Source organism: Lysinibacillus sp. Ag94 (genome assembly GCF_023242215.1).
Classification (GTDB): domain Bacteria; phylum Bacillota; class Bacilli; order Bacillales_A; family Planococcaceae; genus Lysinibacillus.
Genome location: NZ_CP096780.1, coordinates 328901 through 351684, shown reverse-complemented (window position 1 = coordinate 351684; position 22784 = coordinate 328901). Strand labels below are relative to the sequence as shown.

The following is a 22784-nucleotide window of genomic DNA, read 5'->3' as shown; positions in this document are numbered from 1 at the left end:
AGGTGTCTAAATGCAAAGCTTTCAAGATATGTGTACAAAATTTGCTCAGATTGCCAACGGAAAAGCTTCTATGGAACATGGTGTATGTTCCGTAAAACTTAATCGAAATCTTACTGTTACGATTCAAGGTCGCCCAAGTCGTAGTGCACTTCATGCTGGAATAACGTTCGAATCACTCGATATATATGGAAATGCACTTAACTTAGGAGAAGTTGTAGTACTTCAAGAAGAATTAACACCATTTGTTAAGGTACTTGCAGAAAATAATTTAATTATTAGTGCCGTCCATAATCACTGGATATATTCAGATCCAGTAATTTTATACGTTCATTTTCAATCAATAGAGCCCCCATTAATCTTCGCCCAAAAATTTGCTCAAGCATTTCGTGTTTTAAAAAGATAACTCTACCTGTTAAAAGAACTGCTTAGAACAGTTCTTTTTACTATGACTGTTTTTAATGTTCACGGTTGCTTCTCAGCTATAGTTCAGTTTCATTCATTCCATCTGTAATGAAGCAACTGTACAAGCCCTCTTCTTATGAGCACAACGAACAAGGGTTAAATATTACCTTTAGCACTATGAATTTCTGCGTTTTTTTTACTCATTGCTATTTACAAATAAGCATGAACATTGATATGATTGCATTTGCTTCACGTGGTTCGTAACCATCCCACGCAAAAAAACTAAGGAGAAATGTATATGAAAGTGAAATTTTTAACAACGAGTGGCATAATTGCAGCTCTTTACATCGCTATTACATTGTTAGTCGCCCCATTTGGCTTTACAGAGGTGCAGTTCCGTCTATCAGAAATGTTTAATCATTTAGTTGCGTTTAATCCACGCTTTGCCTTCGGAATCATTATTGGTGTATTTATCTCCAATCTATTTTCACCAAACGGCATTATCGATTTGTATTTTGGTGTAGCCCATTCGATGATTACTCTTGGATTGTTCATTCTTATTTGTAAATTTGTTAAAAATATTTGGGCACGTTTAGTCATTAATACATTATTATTTACTTGCACAATGTTCATCATTGCTTTTGAATTGAACATTGCACTAGAATTACCATTCTTCTGGACATGGTTAACTGTTGCTACAGGTGAATTTATTGTCTTAGCGGTCGGTGCACCGATTATGTATACATTGAATAAACGCTTAAACTTCAAAAATTTAATTTAACTGACGGATCTTAATAGATTCGTCTTTTTTTATTTTCTTGTTATTCTTGACAATATTCCGAAAATACTTTACAATTCTTTTCAATAAATGCTAAGAAAAAGAATAGTAGCAAGCGGGCGTACTTAAAGAGAGCTGATGGTTGGTGCAAATCAGTAGTACGTACTTGCGAATGGGCTTTGGAGCAGCCTCATCAAATGTGAGGACGAATTTACTCCCCGTTACCGGAGTACGAAAGCGCGCAATATATGCGAATGAAGGTGGCACCACGGTTACTCGTCCTTTTTACAGAAGGATTGTAGTGACTTTTTTTTATGGAAAAATTAGAAAAGAGGAGTCGAGAGAAGATGAGTATAGTAGTAGAGAAAAAAGGATATTTCGGTGAATTTGGTGGTAGCTTTGTTCCTGCTGAACTTCAAAATGTATTAAATATTTTAGATGAAAACTTCCAAAAATATAAAGACGATGAAGACTTTAAGAAAGAGCTAGATTATTATTTCCATGAATATATTGGGCGCAAATCACCACTTTATTTTGCTGAAAATTTAACAAAACAATTAGGCGGCGCAAAAATTTATTTAAAGCGTGAAGATCTTAACCATACAGGTTCACATAAAATTAATAACGTCCTTGGACAGATTTTATTAGCAAAGCGCATGGGTGCTAATCGTGTGATTGCCGAAACAGGTGCGGGTCAGCATGGTGTAGCAACAGCAACGGCTTGTGCAATGTTCGGAATGGATTGCACCATTTATATGGGTTTAAAGGATACAAAGCGTCAAGCATTAAACGTCTTCCGTATGGAGCTTCTTGGTGCAAAGGTAGTAGCTGTTGATAAAGGACAAGGGCGATTAAAGGATGCTGTAGATGAAGCATTTGCTGATTTAGTGGAAAACTATGAGACGACTTTTTATTTACTAGGTTCTGCTGTAGGACCTCACCCATTCCCTTCAATGGTCAAGCATTTCCAATCAGTCATTAGCCGTGAAAGTCGTGAACAAATTATAGAAAAAGAAGGCAAGCTACCAGCAGCAGTACTTGCTTGTGTCGGTGGCGGCAGTAATGCGATCGGTGCGTTTGCGGAATATATTGCAGATGAAAATGTTCGCCTCATCGGCATTGAACCCGATAAGGCCGCTACATTAAATGAAGGAACACCCGGTGAATTACACGGTTTCAAATGTTTAGTACTGCAAGATGCAGAAGGCAATCCACTACCAACGTATTCAATTGCTGCTGGACTAGATTATCCTGGAGCTGGTCCAGAGCATAGCTATTTAAAAACTATTGGTCGTGGAGAATATGTAACGGTGACGAATGAAGAAGTGCTTGAAGCATTCCAAGTGCTGTCAAAGGTTGAAGGAATTATTCCGGCACTAGAAAGCTCCCACGCAGTTGCTCACGCACTAAAACTTGCGCCAACATTATCACCGGAAGAGAGTATTATTATCAATATCTCTGGCCGCGGAGACAAAGACGTAGAACAAGTATTTCAAATGTTAAGTAGATAAAAATGAAAGAGCGACTTCCCTTTGTGGAAATCGCTCTTTTAACTATACAAATGAAGCTAATTTCGGATAAATTTCTGCGATATTATCCCGAAGCTTTATCTTCAGGAACTTTCCAACTGATGTTTTTGGAATTTCATCTAAAAATACTACATCATCCGGTACCCACCATTTTGCAAATTGACTTCCTAAAAATGCCAGAAGCTCCTCTTCACTTGCCGCCATTCCTTCCTTCAATACTACACAAGCTAGCGACAAATAGCTCGTAACGAACTAATATCTCGCTCACAGATAATTACATCTAGAATCGGCCAGCATTCACACAGATATCCAACACTAAAGGACGAAGAAAACTAAATTCTTCGTCCACTTTTAGGAATTTTTTTATGAACAGGCTTTTGTCTGTAGTTTAATTTTTAATTTATCTAGCATATCAACTGTCATTTTTGCTAGATCATACTGCGCTTTAAAGCCCCATTCTTTTTGTGCGGCTTCTATATTTAATGAATTTGGCCAGCTATCTGCTATCGCTTGACGAACCGGGTCTACATGATAATTCATACGAAAATGTGGCAAATGCTTGTTAATTTCCGCCGCAATTTCAGATGGCTCGAAGCTCATTGCAGTGATATTAAAGGCATTGCGATGTATTAGTTTGCTACTATCGGCTTCCATTAAATCTACAATAGCTTGCAATGCATCTGGCATGTACATCATGTCCATATACGTACCTTCTTGAATATAAGATGTATACTTCCCTTGCTCGATCGCCTCATAGAAGATCTCTACCGCATAGTCTGTTGTACCGCCTCCAGGAGGAGTTACGTATGAAATTAACCCAGGGAAGCGTACACCGCGAGTATCTACACCAAAACGATTGAAATAATAATCACATAACAGCTCACCAGCAACTTTATTTACCCCATACATTGTTGTTGGACGCTGTAATGTATCCTGTGGCGTATTATCCTTTGGTGTCGATGGACCAAATGCGCCTATTGAGCTCGGGGTAAAAAATTGCAAGCTTAACTCTCGCGAAACCTCCAACGCATTCATTAAACCGCCCATATTTAAATTCCACGCTAGCAAAGGATTTTTTTCTGCTGTTGCCGATAATAACGCCGCTAAATGCATCATTGTATCTGCACCAAAATCTTTCGCTAAATCATGCATTCTTTGTCCATCCGTCACGTCCAATACTTCAAATGGACCTTTAGAATGCTCAAGCTTCCGGATATCTGTTGCTAACACATTGTCCTCTCCATAAATACCACGAAGTTTTTCTACAAGCTCAGAACCTATTTGACCTAGTGCTCCTGTAACCATTATTTTTTCCATTTCTCCAAACCTCCACCTGTGAACAATTGTACTTTCTGAGAGTACAATAATATATAATAAAACATTGATTTAATAACACTTATGATGAATTTCATTATAAAGTGTTCATATTAAAAATACAACCACAATATTTTCAATTTTTAAAAACAGAGCAAAGAATCCTTCACCAACAGTATATGAGACCTATAAAATATTGTGCTAGAAAAACATATAAAATACATATGTACAACTCAGGTGTACATTCAAACAATATAAATTTTGTTTAATACTACTCAAAAAAAAGAATCTCCTTTGTCGACAAAGAAGATCCTTTTGTTGTTATTAAATACGGAAACGCTTTACGGCTATTTGCAAAACTTTTGATACCTTATGTAGCTCTTTAATATAATCATGGAATTGCTGCTGTGCGGTTAATTGATCGGCTGTTAATGTAGCTACATGTTTAGTGGATGCTGCATTCGTATCAGAAAATGATGTTAACATTACCGCATCTTCACTAACCTTTTTCGTATGGTTGGCAATTTCTTGAATAGTCGTAGATACTTCCGTTATATATGGCTTCATTGTATGTACTTTTTCTAAAATATGATCGAAGCTTGTTGCCGTATCTCCTGTAACCTGCACTCCCTTTTCAGTTGCGACTAACACACCCTCCATCATTTGCACAGCATAGCTGGAATCTAAATGAATATTTTGTACAATGGACGTAATCGTTTGGGTTGAAAGAACGGTTTGCTCTGCAAGCTTGCGAACTTCATTGGCTACCACCGCAAATCCTTTACCATGCTCCCCTGCCCTAGCAGCCTCAATAGATGCATTTAAGGCTAGAAGGTTTGTTTGCGCAGTAATTTTTTCAATTACTTCAACCATTTGATCGATTGTAGCTGCTCTCTCTACAAGATTAAAAATGGCTGTATTCGATTGTTCAACTGCGCGTTTAATGGCCTGTATTTGAGTTAAATTCGCCTGTACAATTTCCGTACCACTTTCTGCATCACTCGCAGTTTTATGAGCAAAATTTTCAACAACCTGCACTTTTTCTAAAATTACTTGTACACTATTTAGCACTTCCTCTAGAGATGCTGTATTCGAAGCTAATTTTTTAGTAGAAGCAGCAGTTGAATCTGAAATAGACTGTACATCCTTTGCAATTTTGTGCGTCGTGTTAGACGATTTTTCGGAGGATTCCTGCAGTTTCCCAGTCATTTCTTCAACCTCATGTGCACTTTTTGATACTGTATGAAGTAGTCTTTTCACCTCTGTTGTCATCTGATTATAAGACAATACTACCTCGCCCAGCTCATCCTGCGCCACATAACTGGCATTCGCTGTGAAATCCCCCTGCTCCGCGCGCTTTAATAACGACTTCAATTGACGCGTTGGTATATTCACAGCTTTTGTTGCTACAAATCCTATACAGATTACTAACAAAACAACAAATAAACATACTCCCCCTAATAGCCAATAACCAAATTGCACATCTTTCTGGTATGCCTGTTGCTGTTCTTTAGCCCGCTGAACCAAATAGCTTTGAGTTTCTTCTAATAATGAATGACTTTGCTGGCTTACAGATAAATAAGACTGACCATAAAATTGTTGCTGTTCTTTTTGGCCCAATTGTTTATAGTTATTGATCATTTCTACCTGCTGTGCTAGTAAAGTTTTAAATTTCTTCATCTGATGGTTCATCTTTTTATCGATTTCTAGACTTACTAAATGTTCTAAAGGCTGCTCAGCGTTTTTTAAAATGACAGTCATTTCTTGATAAGCTCCGGCTGAATCTACTAAATAATCTAATTGTCGTTGTGATTCCTCTAGTTCATTTAACCATCCAATCGGTACAAGTCCTTCAGTATAGCTTTCACTTGCATGCCATGACATTTTCCGTAAATAATCAACACTAAAAATACCTAGCAATACATTTGATAGTACACAAACTATCATCAGTATAAGTAACTTGTCCTTCACCATTATGTATCGAAAAAAATGCATCATCTCGGCTCCTTCTCCAACTCTTACCAATAATGATAGTATGAAGATTTAAAGCCAGTGTTATGTTTTTGTAAAGATTGCACGAAATGTTGTGAAAATAATCCCATTACTCCTACTATAATCGGCGCATATTCCCCTCTAGGTAACATGATATTAGTCCTCATAAATGCCTTTAGGGACATACCAGTTTAATTAGAAAATTACCTGGTGGAGAGCTTCGCTTTGCCCGTAACTCCCACTGCGTTACTTCCGTATCTAAATCAATCAAACGTTATCTTAGTAACCCTACGAGTTCACTCCAAATGTAAAATTAACAAAATAGCAAAATTGGTTTTAACTTCCAATAATCATAATAATCATTTAACTTGCAACCTTCTGAATTTCCTATCGTTGTCTATTAATAGTATGGTTTATCTAGCTTCTGCTAAGTGTTTTTAGTACGAAAGCGAAGCGGCAGCGGCAATTGGTTTCTGCGCGAAAGCGGAGCGGCAGCGGCAATTACGCTGAGGCAAAATTACTCAAAAGGGAGGTGTGTGAATGTTACAGTTTAATAAATTAGATAAAAGTTTAGTTATTAGCTTGGCATTGCTCGGTATCATTAGTTGTCTCTTTGTTCATTCCAGTAGTACGGTGTTTGAGCAGTATACAAGCTCGTTCATTACAAAGCAATTTTTTTATTACCTAATCGGATTTTTAATTATGTTTGGAGTAGCAAAGCTTGATATCGAGCAACTAAAAAAGATTGGCTGGCCATTTTATTGGGCGATGGTCTTATTAACATTTGGCTTATTTATTGCACCAGAAAGTATAGCTCGGACTATAAATGAAGCAAAACGCTGGTACCAAATCCCAGTTTTAGGATCTATTCAGCCGTCAGAGTTTTTAAAGTTCGCGTTTTTAATCGTAGTCAGTAAGGTTATTGTTGCACATCGAGAGAAATATGAGCGCCCAACCTTTTTTACGGATATGCGACTACTCTTAATCATCGCTATTATCACTCTTCCACCTACGCTTGCTGTTTACAAGCAACCAGATACGGGCATGGTCATGCTTTATATGTCGATGATTATACCGATGATTTTCTTTTCAGGTATACAAAAAAAATTACTTATACTCTTTACAGCCATTCCGGTATCAATTCTCAGCGTAGTGGTTATTCTTTATGTAAAGTTTAATGATTTTTTTACAGATAAAATTTTAAATAAATTATCAGGGCATCAAATTTCTCGAATTTATGGCTGGTTGCAACCAAATGAATATCCGGATTCATCTTTTCAAACAAGGCAGGGATTTTCGGCAATTGGTACAGGGCAGTTTACTGGAAAAGGTTACATGAAAAATAATGTCTATGTCGTGGAAAAGCATACCGATTTCATTTTTGCCAACATCGCTGAAGAGTTCGGCTTCATTGGAGGGGCATTTGTCATTACTCTTCTGTTTTTTGTTATTTACCGTATTGTTCTCATTACAGTAGAAGCAAAGGACCCATTTATGACATTAATGGGAGCTGGCATTGCTAGTTTATTAGCCTTCCAAATTACACAAAATATCGGTATGACAATTGGACTTTTACCTGTAACTGGTATGACTTTGCCATTTTTAAGTTATGGCGGTAGTTCCCTCATATCAAATTTCATGTTAATGGGCATTGTGCTGATTATCTATAATTCTTATAGCGGCTACATATTTAAAACAACAAAAGAGTAGGTGAAGGCTCGTATGAATGATACTTTAAAAAAGAGAATTTTATTATTACTATTTCTGGCAGGAGTTATTTTATTCATACTCATAGTGCGCCTTGCCTTTCTTATGCTGTAAGATCAAAAAGCTGTCTCAAAAGTGTTACTACGACTTTTGAGACAGCTTTGCATTTAAATTTTATGAATACTATCAATGACAACTTTTATAATTGTATCAAGATCCTCTTGTACAATATTAAGTGGTGGAGATAATGTTAATACGTTATTAAAGCCTGCAACAGTGGCACCATTTTTACCGATAATAATACCCTGCGCCTTACATGCAGCAATAATAGCATTTACTTTATCTATTGGTAAGGGCTCCTTAGACGTTTTATCTGAAACTAACTCAATGCCAATTAATAAACCTTTGCCGCGAACATTCCCAACATTCGGATGATTATTCAATGCTTGCTGAAGCGCTTGCAGAGTAGCAGCTCCAACCTCACTAGATCTTTCAAATAATGCTTCTTGCTGAAGAATCTCAATATTTTTCAATGCGACCGCACATGCGACTGGTGATCCGCCAAATGTATTGACATGACGGAAATAACCATATGCATCTGACTCGGTAAATGCCTCATAAATTTCCCGTTTTACCGCTGTAGCTGATAATGGTAAATAGGCACTTGTAATTCCTTTTGCCATCGTAATAATATCAGGTTTAACACCGTAGTTCATAAATCCAAATGGCTTACCTGTTCGACCAAAGCCACAAATTACTTCGTCTACAATCATTAAAGCTCCATGTTTTTTACACACTTCTTCAATGCCCTTTAAATAGTTCTCCGGAGGCATGATGACTCCCCCGCCTGTAATAATTGGCTCTAAAATCATCGCGGCTACTGTTTCACTTAGCTCCCACGTCATCGTCTTATCTACAGCCTTGACGCTTGCTAATTCTGTTGGGGCAAGTGTATCACTTTCATGTTCTCGATATTGATCAGGTGGTGCTACATGGATAAAGCCAGGAGATAATGGTTCATATTTATATTTTCGTTCCGCTTGCCCTGTCGCAGCCAATGCACCAAAAGAACTTCCGTGATATGCACGGTAGCGAGAAACAATTTTATAGCGAGAGCTTTCCCCTTTTTGTTGATGATACTGACGCGCAATTTTAAACGCAGTTTCGTTAGCCTCTGATCCACTATTAGAGAAGAAAATAACATAATCTCCACCAAGCATTTCATTAATCTTTTCAGCCAGTTCAACTGCTGGTAAATGCCCCTGCGATAAAGGAGCATATGCATTTTTCATCATTTGCTCATGTGCTACATCTGCTAATTCTTTGCGGCCGTAACCTACATTTACACACCACAATCCTGCCATTGCATCGATGTATTCAACGCCATCTGTATCAACAATCCTTGCACCATTTGATTTTTCTACTACATATGTTGCTTGTGGATTATAGGGTTTCATTGAATGCCATACATATTGTTCATCTTTCTTTAAAATATCACTTTTAAGATTTACTTGAACCATATCTATACACCCCTTCATGTTTTTTCACTTATTTACATCGTTATTGCTTGGGAACGCAAATGAACTTGTTGTATCCTCTGTTTCATCAGGCCAGCGTTCAGAAATTGTTTTCGCTTTCGTAAAGAATCGTGCTTGGTCTGGCCCAAACATATGCCCTTCACCGAACTTAGAGCGCTTCCATCCTCCAAAGTTGTGATAGCCAACTGGAATCGGAATCGGAACATTAACGCCTACCATACCTACCTCAATTTCTTCTTGGAATTTGCGCGCTGCCGAGCCGCTACCCGTAAACATCGTGACACCATTCCCAAGTTCGTGATCATTAATCAAATCAATAGCTTCTTGTAAGGTTTCAACGCCTACAACAATACGTGCAGGGCCAAAAACCTCCTCTTTAAAAATAGTCATTTCTGGCGTTACATTATTTATCAATGTCGGACCAAGATAAAAACCTTTAGATGTTTCACATATTTTCGGATTTCGACCATCCGTCACAAGATTAGCCCCTTCTGTAATAGCACCGTCGATATATCGTAGAATGGTATCTTTTGATTGCTGCGTAATAACTGGGCCAAAGTCTACCTCGTCATCTGTATATGGGCCAACCTTTAATTTTAAGATTTTCTCCTTTAATATCTCTGTAAAGCGTTGTTCAGTATCTTTCCCAACGACGATTGCTCCTGAAATAGCCATACAACGTTGAGACGCCGCTCCATATGCTGCACCTAAAAAGGCATTAGCTGTTTGCTCTAGGTTTGCATCTGGCATGACAATCATAAAGTTCTTCCCGCCACCAAATGCAGCAACTCGTTTATTGTGCTTCGTTCCTGTTTGGTAAATATACTCCGCAACAGGTGTTGATCCAACAAATGAAATTGCTTGTATCTCTTTATTTTCCAGCAGTTCATTAACCGCCTCTTTATCACCATTCACGACTGTCCAAATTCCATCTGGCAGTCCTGCCTCTTTCCATAAGTTACTTAAATATAAGGCCGAGATTGGCACACGCTCAGACGGTTTTAGAATAACTGCATTTCCTACCGCTACTGCCATACTTGTAATCGCCAGAGGGACCATAACTGGAAAATTAAATGGAGCAATTGTTGCAACAACTCCAAGTGGAGCTTTTGCAGAAAAGGCATTAATATCGCCACCTACATTAACCGAGTATTCCCCTTTCAGCATTTGCGGGGCGCTTATTGCCATATCTACAGATTCAATGCCACGAACAATTTCACCCTTAGCATCTTCCTTCGTTTTCCCACTTTCCTCACAAATTATTTCGATGAGCTCATCTTGTCTTTCAACTAACAACTGTCGGAAACGATGCAAAACCTCCACCCGTTTACCAATCGATGTCTTTTTCCATGCAGGGAATGCTACTTTCGCTAGCTGGATAGCTTGCTTTACCTCATCTCTAGTCGCTAACGGAACTTGCGCAATGACCTCTCCTGTTGTTGGATTATAAACTTCTGAGAAACGACCACTAGTACCTGCTGTTTCAACACCATTGATAAAATGCGTAAGCGTTTTCACTTTTTGCTGAACTGTCATAATTTCCCCACTCCTTATTTATCATTATTCAAGATCCAATTCTTCCTTTTGGAAAATAGAACTTGCTTCCTCTACTGGGTTTAACCATTTCTTCCTCTGTGTAACTAAATAGAAAATCATCACGACCGCTACTACAATACATGTAAATAAAATTTGCGAACGCATCGATTCAATAAAGAACATAGCGATTAGTAATGCTGTTGTAGCAAATATAGTGAAATACGTTAAATAGGGGAATAACCACATTTTCACTTTTAATAGTTCGGGATTTTCTTTCTCAATTTTCCGTCGCATTTTTAATTGTGAAAAGGCAATGATTAAGTAAAGAATCAACGTAATTGCACTACATGAACTAAGTAAAAACATAAATACTTTATCTGGTGAGACATAGTTCATAATAACGGCAATATAAGAGAAGAATGTCGCTGCTAATATGGCATTAACAGGTGCTCCCTTTTTATTTAATTTCAAAAATGCTTTCGGGGCTTCCCCCTTCTCCGCTAAAGAAAATACCATTCGAGATGTCGCATAAAGCGCGGAATTTAAGCACGATAAAACCGCTGTTAAGACAACAAAATTCATGATTTGCGCAGCTGCGGGAATGCCGATGTAATCCAATACTGCTACATAGGGACTCGTTAAAATACTTGAGGAATGCCAAGGTAATAATGTGACAACTACCGTTATCGACCCAACGTAGAAAATCAAAATACGCCAAGTAATTGAATTTGTAGCTTTTGTCACCGCTGCTAACGGTTCGTCAGATTCCCCTGCTGCAATCGCAACAATCTCTGTGCCCATAAAGGAGAAAATAACAATGACTACACCCATCAGGACAGCACCGAATCCATTCGGTAAAAAGCCACCCTCACCGATTAAATTAGCAGTACCTATCGCATCAAAATTAGGTGCGATTCCAAAGATAATAAATGCACCAAGTGCTAGGAAAGCTATTATACTTACAACCTTAATAAGAGAGAACCAATATTCAAATTCACCAAAAGCTTTTACGGAAAGGGCATTTGTTAAAGTAAGTGCTACAGTTAATATAAGACTTAGTAGCCATAAAGGAATGCCATCATACCAATATTGAATAATCGCAGCTGCTGCCGTTGCCTCTAAAGCAATGGCAACAACCCAGAAAAACCAATATAACCAACCAATCATAAAGCCAGCCCAAGGACCAATTGCTTCATGTGCATAATGCGCAAATGATCCACTTGTTGGATTGACAGCTGCCATTTCCCCAAGCATTCGCATGACAAGAATAACGATAATACCCGCAAAGATATAAGATAAAATTGCGCCGGGTCCGGCTAAGTTAATCACCGAACCGCTTCCCATAAATAAGCCTGCTCCAATAACCCCCGCAATAGCGATCATCGTCATATGCCTTTTCTTTAACCCTCTTTGTAAATGCGTCTGTTGCTCCATATCTGTTCACCTCTTTTATAGATTGGATTACCGCTTACAAAAATTTTACTAGTTACATTGAAATGAAGGTATAGACAAACTGTAAAATTCTATGCATTTGTTTTAAACATAATGTAAAATAGACTAAACATTCTAAAAATACAATATTTAAGTTAATTTCAGCAAAAACAACACATCAATGAGAAAACTAGAAAATATCTATGTTAAAAGGCGGGAGGTTAACATGAGTCAATTTAAGCTTCAAGTGAAGGATGTATTAGAAAACACACACTTCCAAAGTGCGGAGGTCGTAGCTGGTGAGGACGGATTATTACGAATTGTCAAGTGGGCCCATGTCATTGAAATTATACAAGTAGATAATTTTCTAGCTGGTGATGAATTAGTTTTAACAACAGGGATTAGCCTTCAGCACAGCATCGATAACTTTATCTTTTTCGTAGAATCTTTAATCGAAAAAAATTGTGCGGCATTGTGCATTGAATACGGGACTTCCATACAGACCATCCCGGAAGTGATTGTAGCTCTTGCTAACCGTCATAGCTTCCCTATTATCGTTTTTCATGACACCGTTCCTTTCGTCCGTATTACACAGGATTTACATAGTCAAATTATGAATCAGCAATATTTAATGATCTCTACTTTAGAATCCTACTCTCAAACATTAAATAAAAATGCTTTATTAGGACAAAACGCAGAAGAAATTTTACAAAATATGTATCATGAATTAAAGACACAAATTATCTTTTCTATTAAAGGTCGAGAGCCTATCTTTTTTCCTAATATGCCGCATACTAAGCGTCGGCAACTAGTTTCGCTGGAAAAGTCAGCACCCGTAGTTAAAAATGAGCCCATTTTTATTTTTGATCAGCATTATGCAGATTTAACGCTCTATAGAGAAGATGGTCTATTCTCTGAGTTCGAATTACTTATTTTAGACCGTACAGCTACTGCCTTGGCACAGCTGTTAATGAGAGATTTTTATATTGAAGAGAAAAGGGACATTGAGGATGCCTCTATTTTAGCGGATTGGATCGACCAAAAACTATCGAAAGAGGAAATTTATAAATTTATCGTAACCCATCATTCTAACTATAAACTTACTAGCGGAGCCGTTTTTATTTTAGCAACTCCTCATGCAGTCTCTAAGGTGCAGGAGGATATTGTCTATAGTAAGCTATACTATCGAAACCTTTTTGAGCAAAATGGATTTATACCATTTTTATTTGAAAGAAAAAGCTATGTCATTTTTATTTTACTCCATAAGAAGGATAGCAAATCGAGTCGCGAAGTATTAAATTCGTTAGTTTCTTCCGTACAGAAAACCGATTTTTATAAAAAACAAACTGCCCAAGGTTATCAAATCGCCATTGGCAAGGTCGTTGCAGACGTAGAAGAAATACCAAAGAGTTATCAAACGGCACTCGAAACATTGTATATTTGCAGTAAAGTAAAAACAACTTCTTATTTTTACGATGATTTACATCTGTATCACCTCATCTATAAATTACAGATGCAAGTCAATTTACAGGAAGTGATTCAAGATTATTTGCAGCCTGTTATTGAATACGACAAAAAATATAACAGTAAGCTATTAGAAACTCTACAGGTATACTTACAAACAAATGGCTCCAAACAACAAACAGCCAACCAACTGTTCATCGTACGCCAAACACTCTACCATCGTTTAAAAAAGCTTGAAAGTCTCTTAGGGGAAAATTTCATGAAGGGCCATAATCGAATTACACTTGAATTTATGTTGCTTGCCAATTCTTTAATAGAGGAGAACAGTTAATTTCTTAGTTGTTGATTGGGGTAGCGGCGATATTCGTTGGGTTGGCGGCGTTGCTCGCATGGGTAGTGCCGATGTTCATCGGGTTAGTGGCGTTGTTCATTGGGTTACCGGCGTTGTTCGCATGCTTATCAGCGATTTTCTTCTGCTTATCAGCGATATTTCCCTGCTTATCAGCGATGTTCTTCTGTTCATCGGTTAGCACGCTCAACATTGCTTGCCCTTTGAGCGTGCTAGCAGATTTTAGTTTTCGGTAACTACTCCGTTGTATAATCCAGGTCTGCGGTCGTCATAAACAGGAATTCGGCCTCTTACTTCATCGACAATTGAAAAGTCTACGTCGATGACAGCTACTTCTTCGTCCTCTGCACCAACCCATAGCACCTCGCCCCACGGTTGAATGATCATTGATTGGCCATTAAAGTTCTCTACTTTTCTAGAAATGCGATTAACAGCGATCACAAAGCATTGATTTTCAATGGCACGTGCTTGCAGTAATGTTTTCCAATGATCGATACGTGGTGTTGGCCATTGTGCCGGCACGAACAATACTTTTGCCCCCGCTAAGGCGTGAGCACGTAGCCATTCAGGGAAACGAATATCATAGCAAATCACGCCTGCAGCCTCGATATCTCCAAGGACAAAGCGATTCATTTCATCCCCAGCTTCTAAATATAAATGCTCGTCCATCAAACGGAAAAGATGTGCCTTGTTATATTCGCCTACTAGCACACCATTTTTATCAAACGTATACATCGTGTTGTAAAATTTATCGCCCTTCTTCGTTGAAACCGAGCCACCAACAATATGTACGCCAAGCTCTTTCGCTAGGTTTGATAAAAATGCCCTCGAACGCTCTCCATCCACATCTGCTAGCTCTGATAATTTTTCAAGAGCATAGCCTGAATTCCACATTTCTGGCAGCACAATAATTTCTGCACCTTGTTTTGCCGCTTCACGAATTTTGTCCTCAGCGCGAGCAAAATTTTCTTCTACTTTGCCAAAGCCTACGTTTAATTGAATACAACCAATTTTCATTGCTATTCCTCCTCTAGACAGTACTGTTCTGTATTTATACTACAATAAATCAACCTGACTTCCATGGTTTAAGCTCCATATTTAGATTATTATTTCACCACTTAATACTTGAACTGCAGAACCCGCAATAGCTACATCATTTATTTTTGGTGTAACATACAATAAGCCACCGCGTTTTGAAAGTTGTTTACTCACGATACTTTCTTTTGATAATTTTGGACACCAGTAAGGTCCTAGCGCACCATGAGTGGAACCATTTACATGGTCTTCATCGATGCCTTGTGCTGGAGAAAAGAATCTTGAGACAATATCAATCCCCTCATCTTTAGAACGACTTGTAATACAAACACCACGTACCGGGAACTGTTTCATCGCTTGAAAATCAGCTTTGAAATCTGCAATATACTCTTCGTGACTTAACTCCACTATATAATCCAATTCTGTTTTCCCTACATATGTTGGTTTCATCCCTAGCCATTCTTCAAGCCCCAAAGGACATTCAATCTCTTCTAACTGATACTTTTGAATTGTTATTTCAACTAATTCATTGAACCAATTTGCTTGCAAAGGGCCACTTACAGTCTGGAATATAATCGAAGAATTGATAGGTACAATCCCTTGTTTCCAAAGTAAAAACGCGCTAGCGATTGTTCCGTGTCCACAAATCGGTATTTCCTTTGCTGGCGTAAACCATCTAAGAAAAAAATGATTATCCTTCCTTTGAACAAAAGCTGTTGTTGGTACCGGGATCTCTTGAGCAATTTTCTGCATGGTCGACTCAGGTATCGTTGAATCAAGTAAACATACTGCTGCGGGATTTCCCTTGTAAAGCTCTGTAGTAAAAGCATTGACGATAAAATACGAGACTTTGTGCAATTTTCCCACCTCATTTGCGTCACTTTTGATTTTTCGTTAACTGAAAATACTCTAGACAATTACTAAAAAAAGTAATATTATGTGCATCATATCTTCAATAATTATTATATTCTGAAAAAGGTGGACGTGCATGGAATTCTCAAAAAAACTACAGCAACTCCCAACTCAATTTTTTGCAGCACTTGTACAAAAAGTAAACGCTGCTCTTGCTGAAGGACGTGATGTTATCAATCTTGGTCAAGGTAATCCAGATCAACCCACCCCTTTACACATTATTAAAGCATTACAGGAGGCGGCAGAAAATCCTCAAAATCATCAATACTCTCCATTTCGTGGCATAGCAGAATTACGCCAAGCAGCAGCAAGCTTCTACAAACGTGAATACAATGTGGACATTGACCCTGATACAGAGGTTGCTATTCTCGGAGGTACGAAAATTGGTCTTGTTGAGCTACCGTTAGCTGTTTTAAACCCCGGTGACACTATGCTATTACCTGACCCTGGATATCCAGATTACTTATCTGGTGTCGTATTAGGTGATGTTAATTTTGAAGTTATGCCTCTTTTCGCAGAAAATGATTTCCTGCCAGATTATACTGCTTTAGCCGATGAAGTAAAGGAAAAGGCGAAGTTGCTGTACTTGAATTACCCGAATAATCCAACTGGCGGTACTGCAACATTGGAATTTTTCGAGGAAACAGTACGCTTTGCAAAAAAGCATAATATTATCGTCGCACATGATTTTGCCTACGGAGCGATTGGATTTGACGGCCATAAACCTGTCAGCTTCCTGCAAGCTGATGGTGCTAAAGATGTCGGTATCGAAATGTATACATTATCCAAAACGTATAATATGGCAGGCTGGCGCATTGGTTTCGCGGTTGGTAACCCCGACATTATCGCAGCTATTAACCTTATGCAAGATCATCTATTTTGTAGTCAATTTCCTGCCGTACAACAAGCCGCAGCAGTTGCGCTTACTGCTTCCCAAAGTTGCGCGGATAAGCTAAGAGCGACCTATGAGCGTCGACGAAACGTCCTGATTGAAGAAGCTCAGCGAATTGGTTGGCAAGTTACAGCACCAAGAGGCTCTTTTTTTGCATGGCTCCCTGTTCCACTAGGTTTTACGAGTGAACAATTTGCCGATATATTGCTCGACAAAGCTGATATAGCAGTAGCTGCAGGCAATGGCTTCGGTCAATATGGTGAAGGCTTTGTACGAGTTGGTTTACTTGTTAGCGAAGACCGCTTACGTGAAGCGATCAGCAGAATTGAAAAATTAAACTTATTTAACCTGTGAACATTTCAATCAAAAACTGTTCCATTAGCTCAAACTTGCTATAGGGACAGTTTTTTCTCTCTTCTTTCGCGACTAAACATTAAAATAAAATGAAAAATTTTAAAAATTCAATTGACTTACTATATCCTATAATTTATATTAGTTCTATCGGATTTACAAAAAAATATTATAAATCTCTTATCAAGAGTAGCTGAGGGACTGGCCCTATGAAGCTCGGCAACCTCCTTTTTTAAGGAAGGTGCTAATTCCAGCAAACAATCATTGTTTGAAAGATAAGAGAGGACAATTTTTCATGAGCCTCTCTTAATTTTTAAGAGAGTTTTTTTATTTTTATTACCGATAAAACAACTTTGGAGGTATGTTTCATGAAAAAGAAAAACAAGATTTTATTAGGTTTAGCAAGTCTTACATTAGTAGCAGCATTAGTGGGCTGTGGTACTAAAGAAAATAGTAAGGATAGTCAAAGTAAGACTATTAATGAAAATAAGATTGTAGTAGGTGTAACTTCTGGTCCACACGAACAAATTGCAGAGGCTGCAGCAAAAGTTGCCAAAGAAAATGGCTTAGAGGTAGAACTAAAAACGTTTTCTGATTATGTTTTACCAAATACATCGTTAGCCGAGGGTGATCTTGATGTAAACAGCTATCAACACGAGCCTTTCCTCGATGCATTTAACAAAGATCACAAAACAGATTTAGTGCCAGTAGGAAAAACAATTTTAACTCCTATGGGCATATACTCCGAGAAATATAAATCATTGGATGAAGTTCCAGATGGTGCTACATTCGGATTACCGAATGATCCAACGAACGGGGCTCGTGCTCTATTTGTCCTTCAAGAGGCTGGCATCATTAAATTAAAAGACGGTGCAGACTTAACAGCATCTATTCGCGATGTGGAAGAAAACAAAAAGAATTTGAAATTCATTGAATTAGAGGCTGCACAAATTCCTAAACAGCTTAGTGAAGTAGATGTAGCTGCCATTAATACAAACTTCGCTCTTGATGCTGGCCTTAATCCTAAAAAAGACTCCATTCTTTTAGAATCTACGGACTCTCCATATGTGAACTACATTGTGGTGCGTGCTGAAAACGAAGATGACCCAACGATCAAAAAATTTGTTGAAGCTTATCAATCTGATGAGGTACGCAAATTTATTGAAGAAAAATTCCAAGGCTCCATAATTCCAAGCTGGTAAGTGACGATTAAGTATTTCAAGAATCTGCGAGACTCCTACAGGAAAGCTAGCAGATTCTTGCTTTATCGAAGGACTTAGAAAGGAGATATCACCTTATGATTCAACTAGAAAATATAACAAAAGAATTTAAAACTAAAAATGGTATCGTCAAAGCAGTAGATGGTATTAACCTGCATGTTAAAAAAGGTGAAATCCATGGGGTTATTGGCTACAGTGGTGCAGGAAAGAGTACCCTTATTCGCTGTGTGAATTTATTAGAACGTCCAACAACAGGAAAAGTATTCATCGATCATGTAGATATTACTTCCCTTTCTCTAAACGACCTTCGCAAAACTCGGCAAAAAATCGGGATGATCTTCCAGCATTTTAACCTTTTAAAAACAGCGACTGTTTACAACAATATCTCGATACCATTAAAGCTTCTTGGCTATAACGACTCTGAAGTAAAAAAACGCGTTGCAAAATATGCAGAAATTGTTGGTCTAACGGAGAAATTAGATAGCTATCCTAGCCAGCTTTCAGGTGGTCAAAAGCAACGTGTCGCTATTGCACGTGCCCTTGCCCAGGAGCCTGAGATTTTGCTTAGTGATGAAGCGACAAGTGCACTCGACCCCGAAACAACAGACGCCATTCTTGAGCTTCTCCTGAAAATTAATCGTGAGCTAGGTATCACTATTTTACTTATTACACATGAAATGAATGTTATTCAAAAAATTTGCGATGCCGTTTCTGTTCTTGAATCAGGGGCGGTTGTGGAATATAGCTCTGCTATAGAACTATTTTCGAAGCCCCAGCATCCAACAACACGGAAATTTTTAAATACCATTTCTCAACGTAATTTATCCCCTTCTCTTATCAAACAATTAAATGTTTCGGGAAGTGTTATTCGTTTAACATTCCTTGGAGAAAGTACGGGTAAACCATTACTAGCAGAAGTGAGTAAAGTTTATGATGTGCAACCAAATATTTTATCAGCCAATATCATAGAATTAAAAAATGGCATTGTCGGTAATATTGTCGTGCATCTACACGGTGAAGCACATATCGTAGAAAAAGCACTTAAGTATTTTACAGAAAACGGGGTAAGCATTGAGGTATTAGGAGGCGAATTACATGACTAGCATTCAAAGCTTCTTTGCAGATTGGTCAGATGTTATTGGGAAATCCATTCTCGAAACCTTCCAAATGGTTGGGATTTCATTATTCTTTTCTATTTTAATTGGGATTCCTTTGGGGCTTTTAATCGTTTTAACTCGCCCGGGGCAATCGTTTGAAAATAAATTTCTCTACCAATTTTTCAATTTATTTATTAATATTATCCGCTCTGTACCGTTCATTATTTTACTATTTTTCATTTTACCGTTCACGAAGCTAATCGTCGGCACAACTATTGGTGTAAAAGGTGTTATTGTGCCGCTTGTTGTTTATACAGCGCCTTATATTGCGCGACTTATGGAAACAGCACTTTTAGAAGTTGATCCAGGTGTTGTGGAAGCTTATACAGCAATGGGTATTAAACGTCGTCATATTATTTGGAACGTCTTATTACGTGAGGCTCGCCCATCCATTATTTTAGGTTTAACGATTGCCACAATCGGTCTTATAGGAGCAACAGCAATGGCAGGAATGGTTGGTGCTGGTGGTCTAGGTGATCTCGCATACCGTTACGGCCATCTACGCTATGAGGTTGACGTGATGTATGCGACGGTGTTTATCTTAATCATCCTCGTGCAGAGTATTCAATCACTAGGTAATCGCTTTGCTGCGAAGTTAAAGAAAGATTAGTAGGAGGTTTATGATGACAAAGACAACACATAGCGATCTACTGTTAAAAAATATTAATGCACAAGCCCCCTTCCCTATTTGCTTTACAGATTTAGAAAAGGCAGTTGCAGAAAAATTAGAAGCTGGTCCATTTGGTTACATCCGTTCAGGCGCTGGCGGTGAGCAAACATTAAGGAATAACCGTACAGCCTTTGAAAAATACTCTATCATTCCACGCTTTTTACAAGATGTTTCAAGTATTGATACATCGATTGAACTGTTCGGAAAAATATATCCAACTCCGTTCTTATTTGCTCCTGTTGGCATGAACAAAATGGCGCATGACGAAGGAGAGCTAGCCGTTGCACGTGCAGCTGATCAATTAAAAATCCCTTATATTCAAAGCACAGTTTCAAGCTATGCACTCGAGGATGTGGCACAAACAGCTCCCACTGCTACTAAATGGTTTCAATTATATTGGTCAACAAATGAGGAAATTGCCTATAGCATGGCCGCTCGAGCCGAGGCAGCTGGTTTTGAGGCTATCGTTTTAACTGTAGATACAGTCATGCTTGGCTGGCGTGAAGAGGATGTTCGTAATCAATTTTCACCATTAAAGCTTGGGTATGCACGAGGAAACTATATGAATGACCCTGTTTTTATCGCTTCCTTACCAGATGATTCATTCGAGTCATATATCCAAGGCGTATTGCAAAATATATTCCATCCAACATTAAATTGGGACAATGTACGTGAATTAAAGCGCCGTTCGAATCTCCCTATTTTGTTAAAAGGGATCTTGCATCCTGAAGACGCAAAACTAGCAATAGAAAACGACATTGACGGCATTATCGTATCCAACCATGGTGGACGCCAATTGGATGGCGTAATTGCTTCACTTGATGCACTTCCTGACATTGTGAAAGCTGTAAAGGGACAAATTCCAGTTATTTTAGATAGCGGTGTGTATCGTGGAATGGATGCCCTTAAGGCACTCGCTTTAGGAGCAGATGCTGTTGCCATTGGCCGTCCCTTCGTCTACGGACTTGCATTGGAAGGACAGCAAGGAATCGAAAAAGTAATGACAAATTTATATGATGAATTAAAAGTTTCTATCGCATTAGCGGGGGCAATATCTATAAAAGGACTACGTGATATCACATTGGTGAAAAAGGATGGAGCGTAAATATAGTGTCCGGCAGTTTGAGATGCAGATAAGAGACTTATCGGAATAAATTTTTGTTTTATCGGAACAATTTTGAGATTTATCGGAACAATTTCAGATTTTATCGGGACATTAATATAAAAAGGGCTACCTCACTATTGAGGCAGCCCCATTTTTTTATTGAATAACGCCTAGTTCACGGCCGACTTTTTCATAGATTGCTAGAGCATCGTCTAACATTTCTTTTGTATGTGCCGCTGTAGGCATGTTACGAACACGTCCTGTACCTTTAGGAACCGTTGGGAAAACGATTGATTTAGCGTAGACGCCCTCTTCAAATAGACGGCGAGAAAATTCCTGCGTAAGTTTTTCATCACCTATAATACATGGTGTGATTGGCGTTTCAGATTCACCGATATTAAAGCCTAGCTTAGCAAGACCCGCTTTTAGATAATCGCCATTTTCCCATAGCTTATCGTGAAGCTCTGTTGAGTCAATCAACATTTGTACTGCTGCTGTAATCGCAGCTACGTCACCTGGTGGTAATGCTGTTGAGAATAAAAATGGACGAGAACGCACTTTAAGCCAGTCAATTAAATTTTTCTTACCTGCTACATATCCACCAACAACACCAATTGCTTTAGAAAGTGTACCAATTTGGAAGTCAATTTCTTTTTCTAAACCGAAATGCTTCACAGTCCCCTTTCCTTTACCTGTTACACCTGATCCGTGTGCATCATCGACGTATGTGATTAAATCAAACTCTTTCGCAATCTCAATGATTTCTGGTAGTTTTGCAATATCACCGTCCATTGAGAATACGCCATCCGTAATGACCATGACTTTATTATATAAGCCTGATTCTTTTGCTTCCTTTGCCTTTGCACGTAAATCGTCCATATCAGAGTGATTAAAGGCAATGATTTTCGCTCGTGATAAACGACAGCCATCAATAATCGACGCATGGTTTAATTGGTCTGAAAGAATTGCATCATTTTTATCCATAACAGCTGAAATAGCTGCCATATTACAGTTAAAACCTGATTGATAAGAGATCGCTGCTTCAGTCCCTTTAAATTCAGCAAGCTTTTCCTCTAGTTTTACGTGTAAATCAAGTGTGCCGTTAATCGTACGAACTGCTCCAGCCCCTACACCGTATGTCTCAATTGTTTCTTTGGCAATACGCTTTAAATCTTCATTCGTTGCTAAGCCCAGATAATTATTTGATGATAGATTAATTAGATTTTTGCCACGTACCTGAATAATTGGTCCGTTTGCTCCCTCTACTGGATCAATTTCATTGTATAAGCCTTGATCGTGTAAGGCTTTTAGGTTTTCATCTAAAAATGCATTCAATACTTTTGACAAGCGTATCATCCTTTCCTAAGAACACTTTTCTAATTCCTAGTGTAGCACAAGCATA

General features: G+C 38.3%; 19 protein-coding genes, 1 pseudogene, 2 riboswitches and 1 other annotated feature. Of the genes and pseudogenes, 10 read left to right on the top strand and 10 right to left on the bottom strand.

Translation table 11 applies throughout. From position 1 onward, the window contains the following. Window positions 1-10: 10 nt before the first annotated feature. The 3 genes from MY533_RS01585 (at window position 11) to trpB (ending at window position 2691) form a co-directional block, all read left to right on the top strand. The gene (locus tag MY533_RS01585; protein WP_248717774.1) at window positions 11-403 is read left to right on the top strand and encodes a DUF1259 domain-containing protein; all 393 of its coding nucleotides are present in this window, start codon (window positions 11-13) and stop codon (window positions 401-403) included. Between the two features lie 246 nt (window positions 404-649). Continuing rightward, a riboswitch (PreQ1 riboswitch) is annotated at window positions 650-694 on the top strand. 6 nt (window positions 695-700) lie between these two features. Further along, a complete protein-coding gene (locus MY533_RS01580; protein ID WP_248717773.1) occupies window positions 701-1183 on the top strand; it encodes a QueT transporter family protein in 483 nt (160 codons plus the stop codon). 83 nt (window positions 1184-1266) lie between these two features. Next, window positions 1267-1467 (top strand) — a binding site (T-box leader). A gap of 60 nt (window positions 1468-1527) precedes the next feature. Then, window positions 1528-2691 carry a tryptophan synthase subunit beta gene (gene trpB / locus MY533_RS01575; protein ID WP_248717772.1) on the top strand — a complete coding sequence of 388 codons (1164 nt, stop codon included), beginning with the start codon at window positions 1528-1530 and terminating at the stop codon, window positions 2689-2691. Window positions 2692-2733: 42 nt separating this feature from the next. Here the strand turns inward: trpB and MY533_RS01570 are convergent. The 3 genes and pseudogenes from MY533_RS01570 to MY533_RS01560 form a co-directional block, all read right to left on the bottom strand. Continuing rightward, window positions 2734-2940 (bottom strand): annotated as a pseudogene (locus tag MY533_RS01570) (fatty-acid--CoA ligase); the annotation flags it as partial. A 132-nt stretch (window positions 2941-3072) separates the two neighbouring features. Further along, window positions 3073-4026, bottom strand: coding sequence for an L-threonine 3-dehydrogenase (locus MY533_RS01565; protein WP_132360208.1), 954 nt, complete (start codon window positions 4024-4026; stop codon window positions 3073-3075). A gap of 321 nt (window positions 4027-4347) precedes the next feature. Then, entirely contained in the window at window positions 4348-6021 is a 1674-nt protein-coding gene (locus MY533_RS01560; RefSeq protein ID WP_248717771.1) for a methyl-accepting chemotaxis protein, read from the bottom strand. A 534-nt stretch (window positions 6022-6555) separates the two neighbouring features. Between MY533_RS01560 and MY533_RS01555 the strand changes: the two genes are divergently transcribed. After that, the gene (locus MY533_RS01555; protein WP_248717770.1) at window positions 6556-7725 is read left to right on the top strand and encodes an FtsW/RodA/SpoVE family cell cycle protein; all 1170 of its coding nucleotides are present in this window, start codon (window positions 6556-6558) and stop codon (window positions 7723-7725) included. Window positions 7726-7889: 164 nt separating this feature from the next. Here MY533_RS01555 and MY533_RS01550 read toward each other — a convergent pair whose 3' ends face one another. From MY533_RS01550 to MY533_RS01540, 3 genes are read right to left on the bottom strand one after another with little or no spacing between them, the layout of a single operon-like run. Further along, window positions 7890-9242, bottom strand: coding sequence for an aspartate aminotransferase family protein (locus MY533_RS01550; RefSeq protein ID WP_248717769.1), 1353 nt, complete (start codon window positions 9240-9242; stop codon window positions 7890-7892). A gap of 24 nt (window positions 9243-9266) precedes the next feature. Continuing rightward, complete coding sequence (locus MY533_RS01545; protein WP_248717768.1) at window positions 9267-10796, bottom strand: CoA-acylating methylmalonate-semialdehyde dehydrogenase; 1530 nt, start codon at window positions 10794-10796, stop codon at window positions 9267-9269. A 24-nt stretch (window positions 10797-10820) separates the two neighbouring features. Then, on the bottom strand, window positions 10821-12230 hold the full coding sequence (locus MY533_RS01540; RefSeq protein ID WP_248717767.1) for an amino acid permease: 1410 nt from the start codon (window positions 12228-12230) through the stop codon (window positions 10821-10823). Window positions 12231-12453: 223 nt separating this feature from the next. Here MY533_RS01540 and MY533_RS01535 point away from each other — a divergent pair, with 223 nt between their 5' ends. Next, window positions 12454-14022: a PucR family transcriptional regulator gene (locus MY533_RS01535; RefSeq protein WP_248717766.1), complete on the top strand. Its 1569-nt coding sequence runs from the start codon at window positions 12454-12456 to the stop codon at window positions 14020-14022. 4 nt (window positions 14023-14026) lie between these two features. Here MY533_RS01535 and MY533_RS01530 read toward each other — a convergent pair whose 3' ends face one another. The 3 genes from MY533_RS01530 to MY533_RS01520 form a co-directional block, all read right to left on the bottom strand. Beyond that, window positions 14027-14233: a hypothetical protein gene (locus MY533_RS01530; RefSeq protein ID WP_248717765.1), complete on the bottom strand. Its 207-nt coding sequence runs from the start codon at window positions 14231-14233 to the stop codon at window positions 14027-14029. Window positions 14234-14262: 29 nt separating this feature from the next. Beyond that, window positions 14263-15057 (bottom strand): carbon-nitrogen family hydrolase, encoded by a 795-nt coding sequence (locus MY533_RS01525; RefSeq protein WP_248717764.1) that lies wholly within the window; start codon window positions 15055-15057, stop codon window positions 14263-14265. Between the two features lie 81 nt (window positions 15058-15138). Beyond that, the gene (locus tag MY533_RS01520) at window positions 15139-15933 is read right to left on the bottom strand and encodes a PhzF family phenazine biosynthesis protein (protein WP_371873288.1); all 795 of its coding nucleotides are present in this window, start codon (window positions 15931-15933) and stop codon (window positions 15139-15141) included. Window positions 15934-16063: 130 nt separating this feature from the next. Here MY533_RS01520 and MY533_RS01515 point away from each other — a divergent pair, with 130 nt between their 5' ends. From MY533_RS01515 to MY533_RS01495, 5 genes are all read left to right on the top strand, one after another. Then, entirely contained in the window at window positions 16064-17233 is a 1170-nt protein-coding gene (locus tag MY533_RS01515) for a pyridoxal phosphate-dependent aminotransferase (RefSeq protein WP_248717762.1), read from the top strand. A 174-nt stretch (window positions 17234-17407) separates the two neighbouring features. Then, a riboswitch (SAM riboswitch) is annotated at window positions 17408-17512 on the top strand. A gap of 86 nt (window positions 17513-17598) precedes the next feature. Continuing rightward, on the top strand, window positions 17599-18432 hold the full coding sequence (locus tag MY533_RS01510; protein ID WP_248717761.1) for a MetQ/NlpA family ABC transporter substrate-binding protein: 834 nt from the start codon (window positions 17599-17601) through the stop codon (window positions 18430-18432). A gap of 95 nt (window positions 18433-18527) precedes the next feature. Beyond that, window positions 18528-19553 carry a methionine ABC transporter ATP-binding protein gene (locus tag MY533_RS01505; protein ID WP_248717760.1) on the top strand — a complete coding sequence of 342 codons (1026 nt, stop codon included), beginning with the start codon at window positions 18528-18530 and terminating at the stop codon, window positions 19551-19553. Further along, window positions 19546-20217: a methionine ABC transporter permease gene (locus MY533_RS01500; protein ID WP_132360181.1), complete on the top strand. Its 672-nt coding sequence runs from the start codon at window positions 19546-19548 to the stop codon at window positions 20215-20217. The genes MY533_RS01505 and MY533_RS01500 overlap by 8 nt, the downstream gene beginning before the upstream one ends. 13 nt (window positions 20218-20230) lie before the next feature. Further along, window positions 20231-21382, top strand: coding sequence for an alpha-hydroxy acid oxidase (locus MY533_RS01495; protein WP_248717759.1), 1152 nt, complete (start codon window positions 20231-20233; stop codon window positions 21380-21382). 156 nt (window positions 21383-21538) lie between these two features. Here MY533_RS01495 and MY533_RS01490 read toward each other — a convergent pair whose 3' ends face one another. Beyond that, window positions 21539-22738, bottom strand: a complete 1200-nt coding sequence (locus MY533_RS01490) for a glycine C-acetyltransferase (RefSeq protein ID WP_248717758.1) — start codon at window positions 22736-22738, stop codon at window positions 21539-21541. Window positions 22739-22784 lie beyond the last annotated feature (46 nt).

What these genes read in the sequence shown, in the direction of transcription:
- MY533_RS01585 (WP_248717774.1), top strand. Translation starts at nt 11, where the DNA reads ATGCAAAGCTTTCAAGATATGTGTACAAAATTTGCTCAGATTGCCAAC.
- MY533_RS01580 (WP_248717773.1), top strand. Translation starts at nt 701, where the DNA reads ATGAAAGTGAAATTTTTAACAACGAGTGGCATAATTGCAGCTCTTTAC.
- trpB (WP_248717772.1), top strand. Translation starts at nt 1,528, where the DNA reads ATGAGTATAGTAGTAGAGAAAAAAGGATATTTCGGTGAATTTGGTGGT.
- MY533_RS01565 (WP_132360208.1), bottom strand. Translation starts at nt 4,026, where the DNA reads ATGGAAAAAATAATGGTTACAGGAGCACTAGGTCAAATAGGTTCTGAG.
- MY533_RS01560 (WP_248717771.1), bottom strand. Translation starts at nt 6,021, where the DNA reads ATGATGCATTTTTTTCGATACATAATGGTGAAGGACAAGTTACTTATA.
- MY533_RS01555 (WP_248717770.1), top strand. Translation starts at nt 6,556, where the DNA reads ATGTTACAGTTTAATAAATTAGATAAAAGTTTAGTTATTAGCTTGGCA.
- MY533_RS01550 (WP_248717769.1), bottom strand. Translation starts at nt 9,242, where the DNA reads ATGGTTCAAGTAAATCTTAAAAGTGATATTTTAAAGAAAGATGAACAA.
- MY533_RS01545 (WP_248717768.1), bottom strand. Translation starts at nt 10,796, where the DNA reads ATGACAGTTCAGCAAAAAGTGAAAACGCTTACGCATTTTATCAATGGT.
- MY533_RS01540 (WP_248717767.1), bottom strand. Translation starts at nt 12,230, where the DNA reads ATGGAGCAACAGACGCATTTACAAAGAGGGTTAAAGAAAAGGCATATG.
- MY533_RS01535 (WP_248717766.1), top strand. Translation starts at nt 12,454, where the DNA reads ATGAGTCAATTTAAGCTTCAAGTGAAGGATGTATTAGAAAACACACAC.
- MY533_RS01530 (WP_248717765.1), bottom strand. Translation starts at nt 14,233, where the DNA reads ATGTTGAGCGTGCTAACCGATGAACAGAAGAACATCGCTGATAAGCAG.
- MY533_RS01525 (WP_248717764.1), bottom strand. Translation starts at nt 15,057, where the DNA reads ATGAAAATTGGTTGTATTCAATTAAACGTAGGCTTTGGCAAAGTAGAA.
- MY533_RS01515 (WP_248717762.1), top strand. Translation starts at nt 16,064, where the DNA reads ATGGAATTCTCAAAAAAACTACAGCAACTCCCAACTCAATTTTTTGCA.
- MY533_RS01510 (WP_248717761.1), top strand. Translation starts at nt 17,599, where the DNA reads ATGAAAAAGAAAAACAAGATTTTATTAGGTTTAGCAAGTCTTACATTA.
- MY533_RS01505 (WP_248717760.1), top strand. Translation starts at nt 18,528, where the DNA reads ATGATTCAACTAGAAAATATAACAAAAGAATTTAAAACTAAAAATGGT.
- MY533_RS01500 (WP_132360181.1), top strand. Translation starts at nt 19,546, where the DNA reads ATGACTAGCATTCAAAGCTTCTTTGCAGATTGGTCAGATGTTATTGGG.
- MY533_RS01495 (WP_248717759.1), top strand. Translation starts at nt 20,231, where the DNA reads ATGACAAAGACAACACATAGCGATCTACTGTTAAAAAATATTAATGCA.
- MY533_RS01490 (WP_248717758.1), bottom strand. Translation starts at nt 22,738, where the DNA reads ATGATACGCTTGTCAAAAGTATTGAATGCATTTTTAGATGAAAACCTA.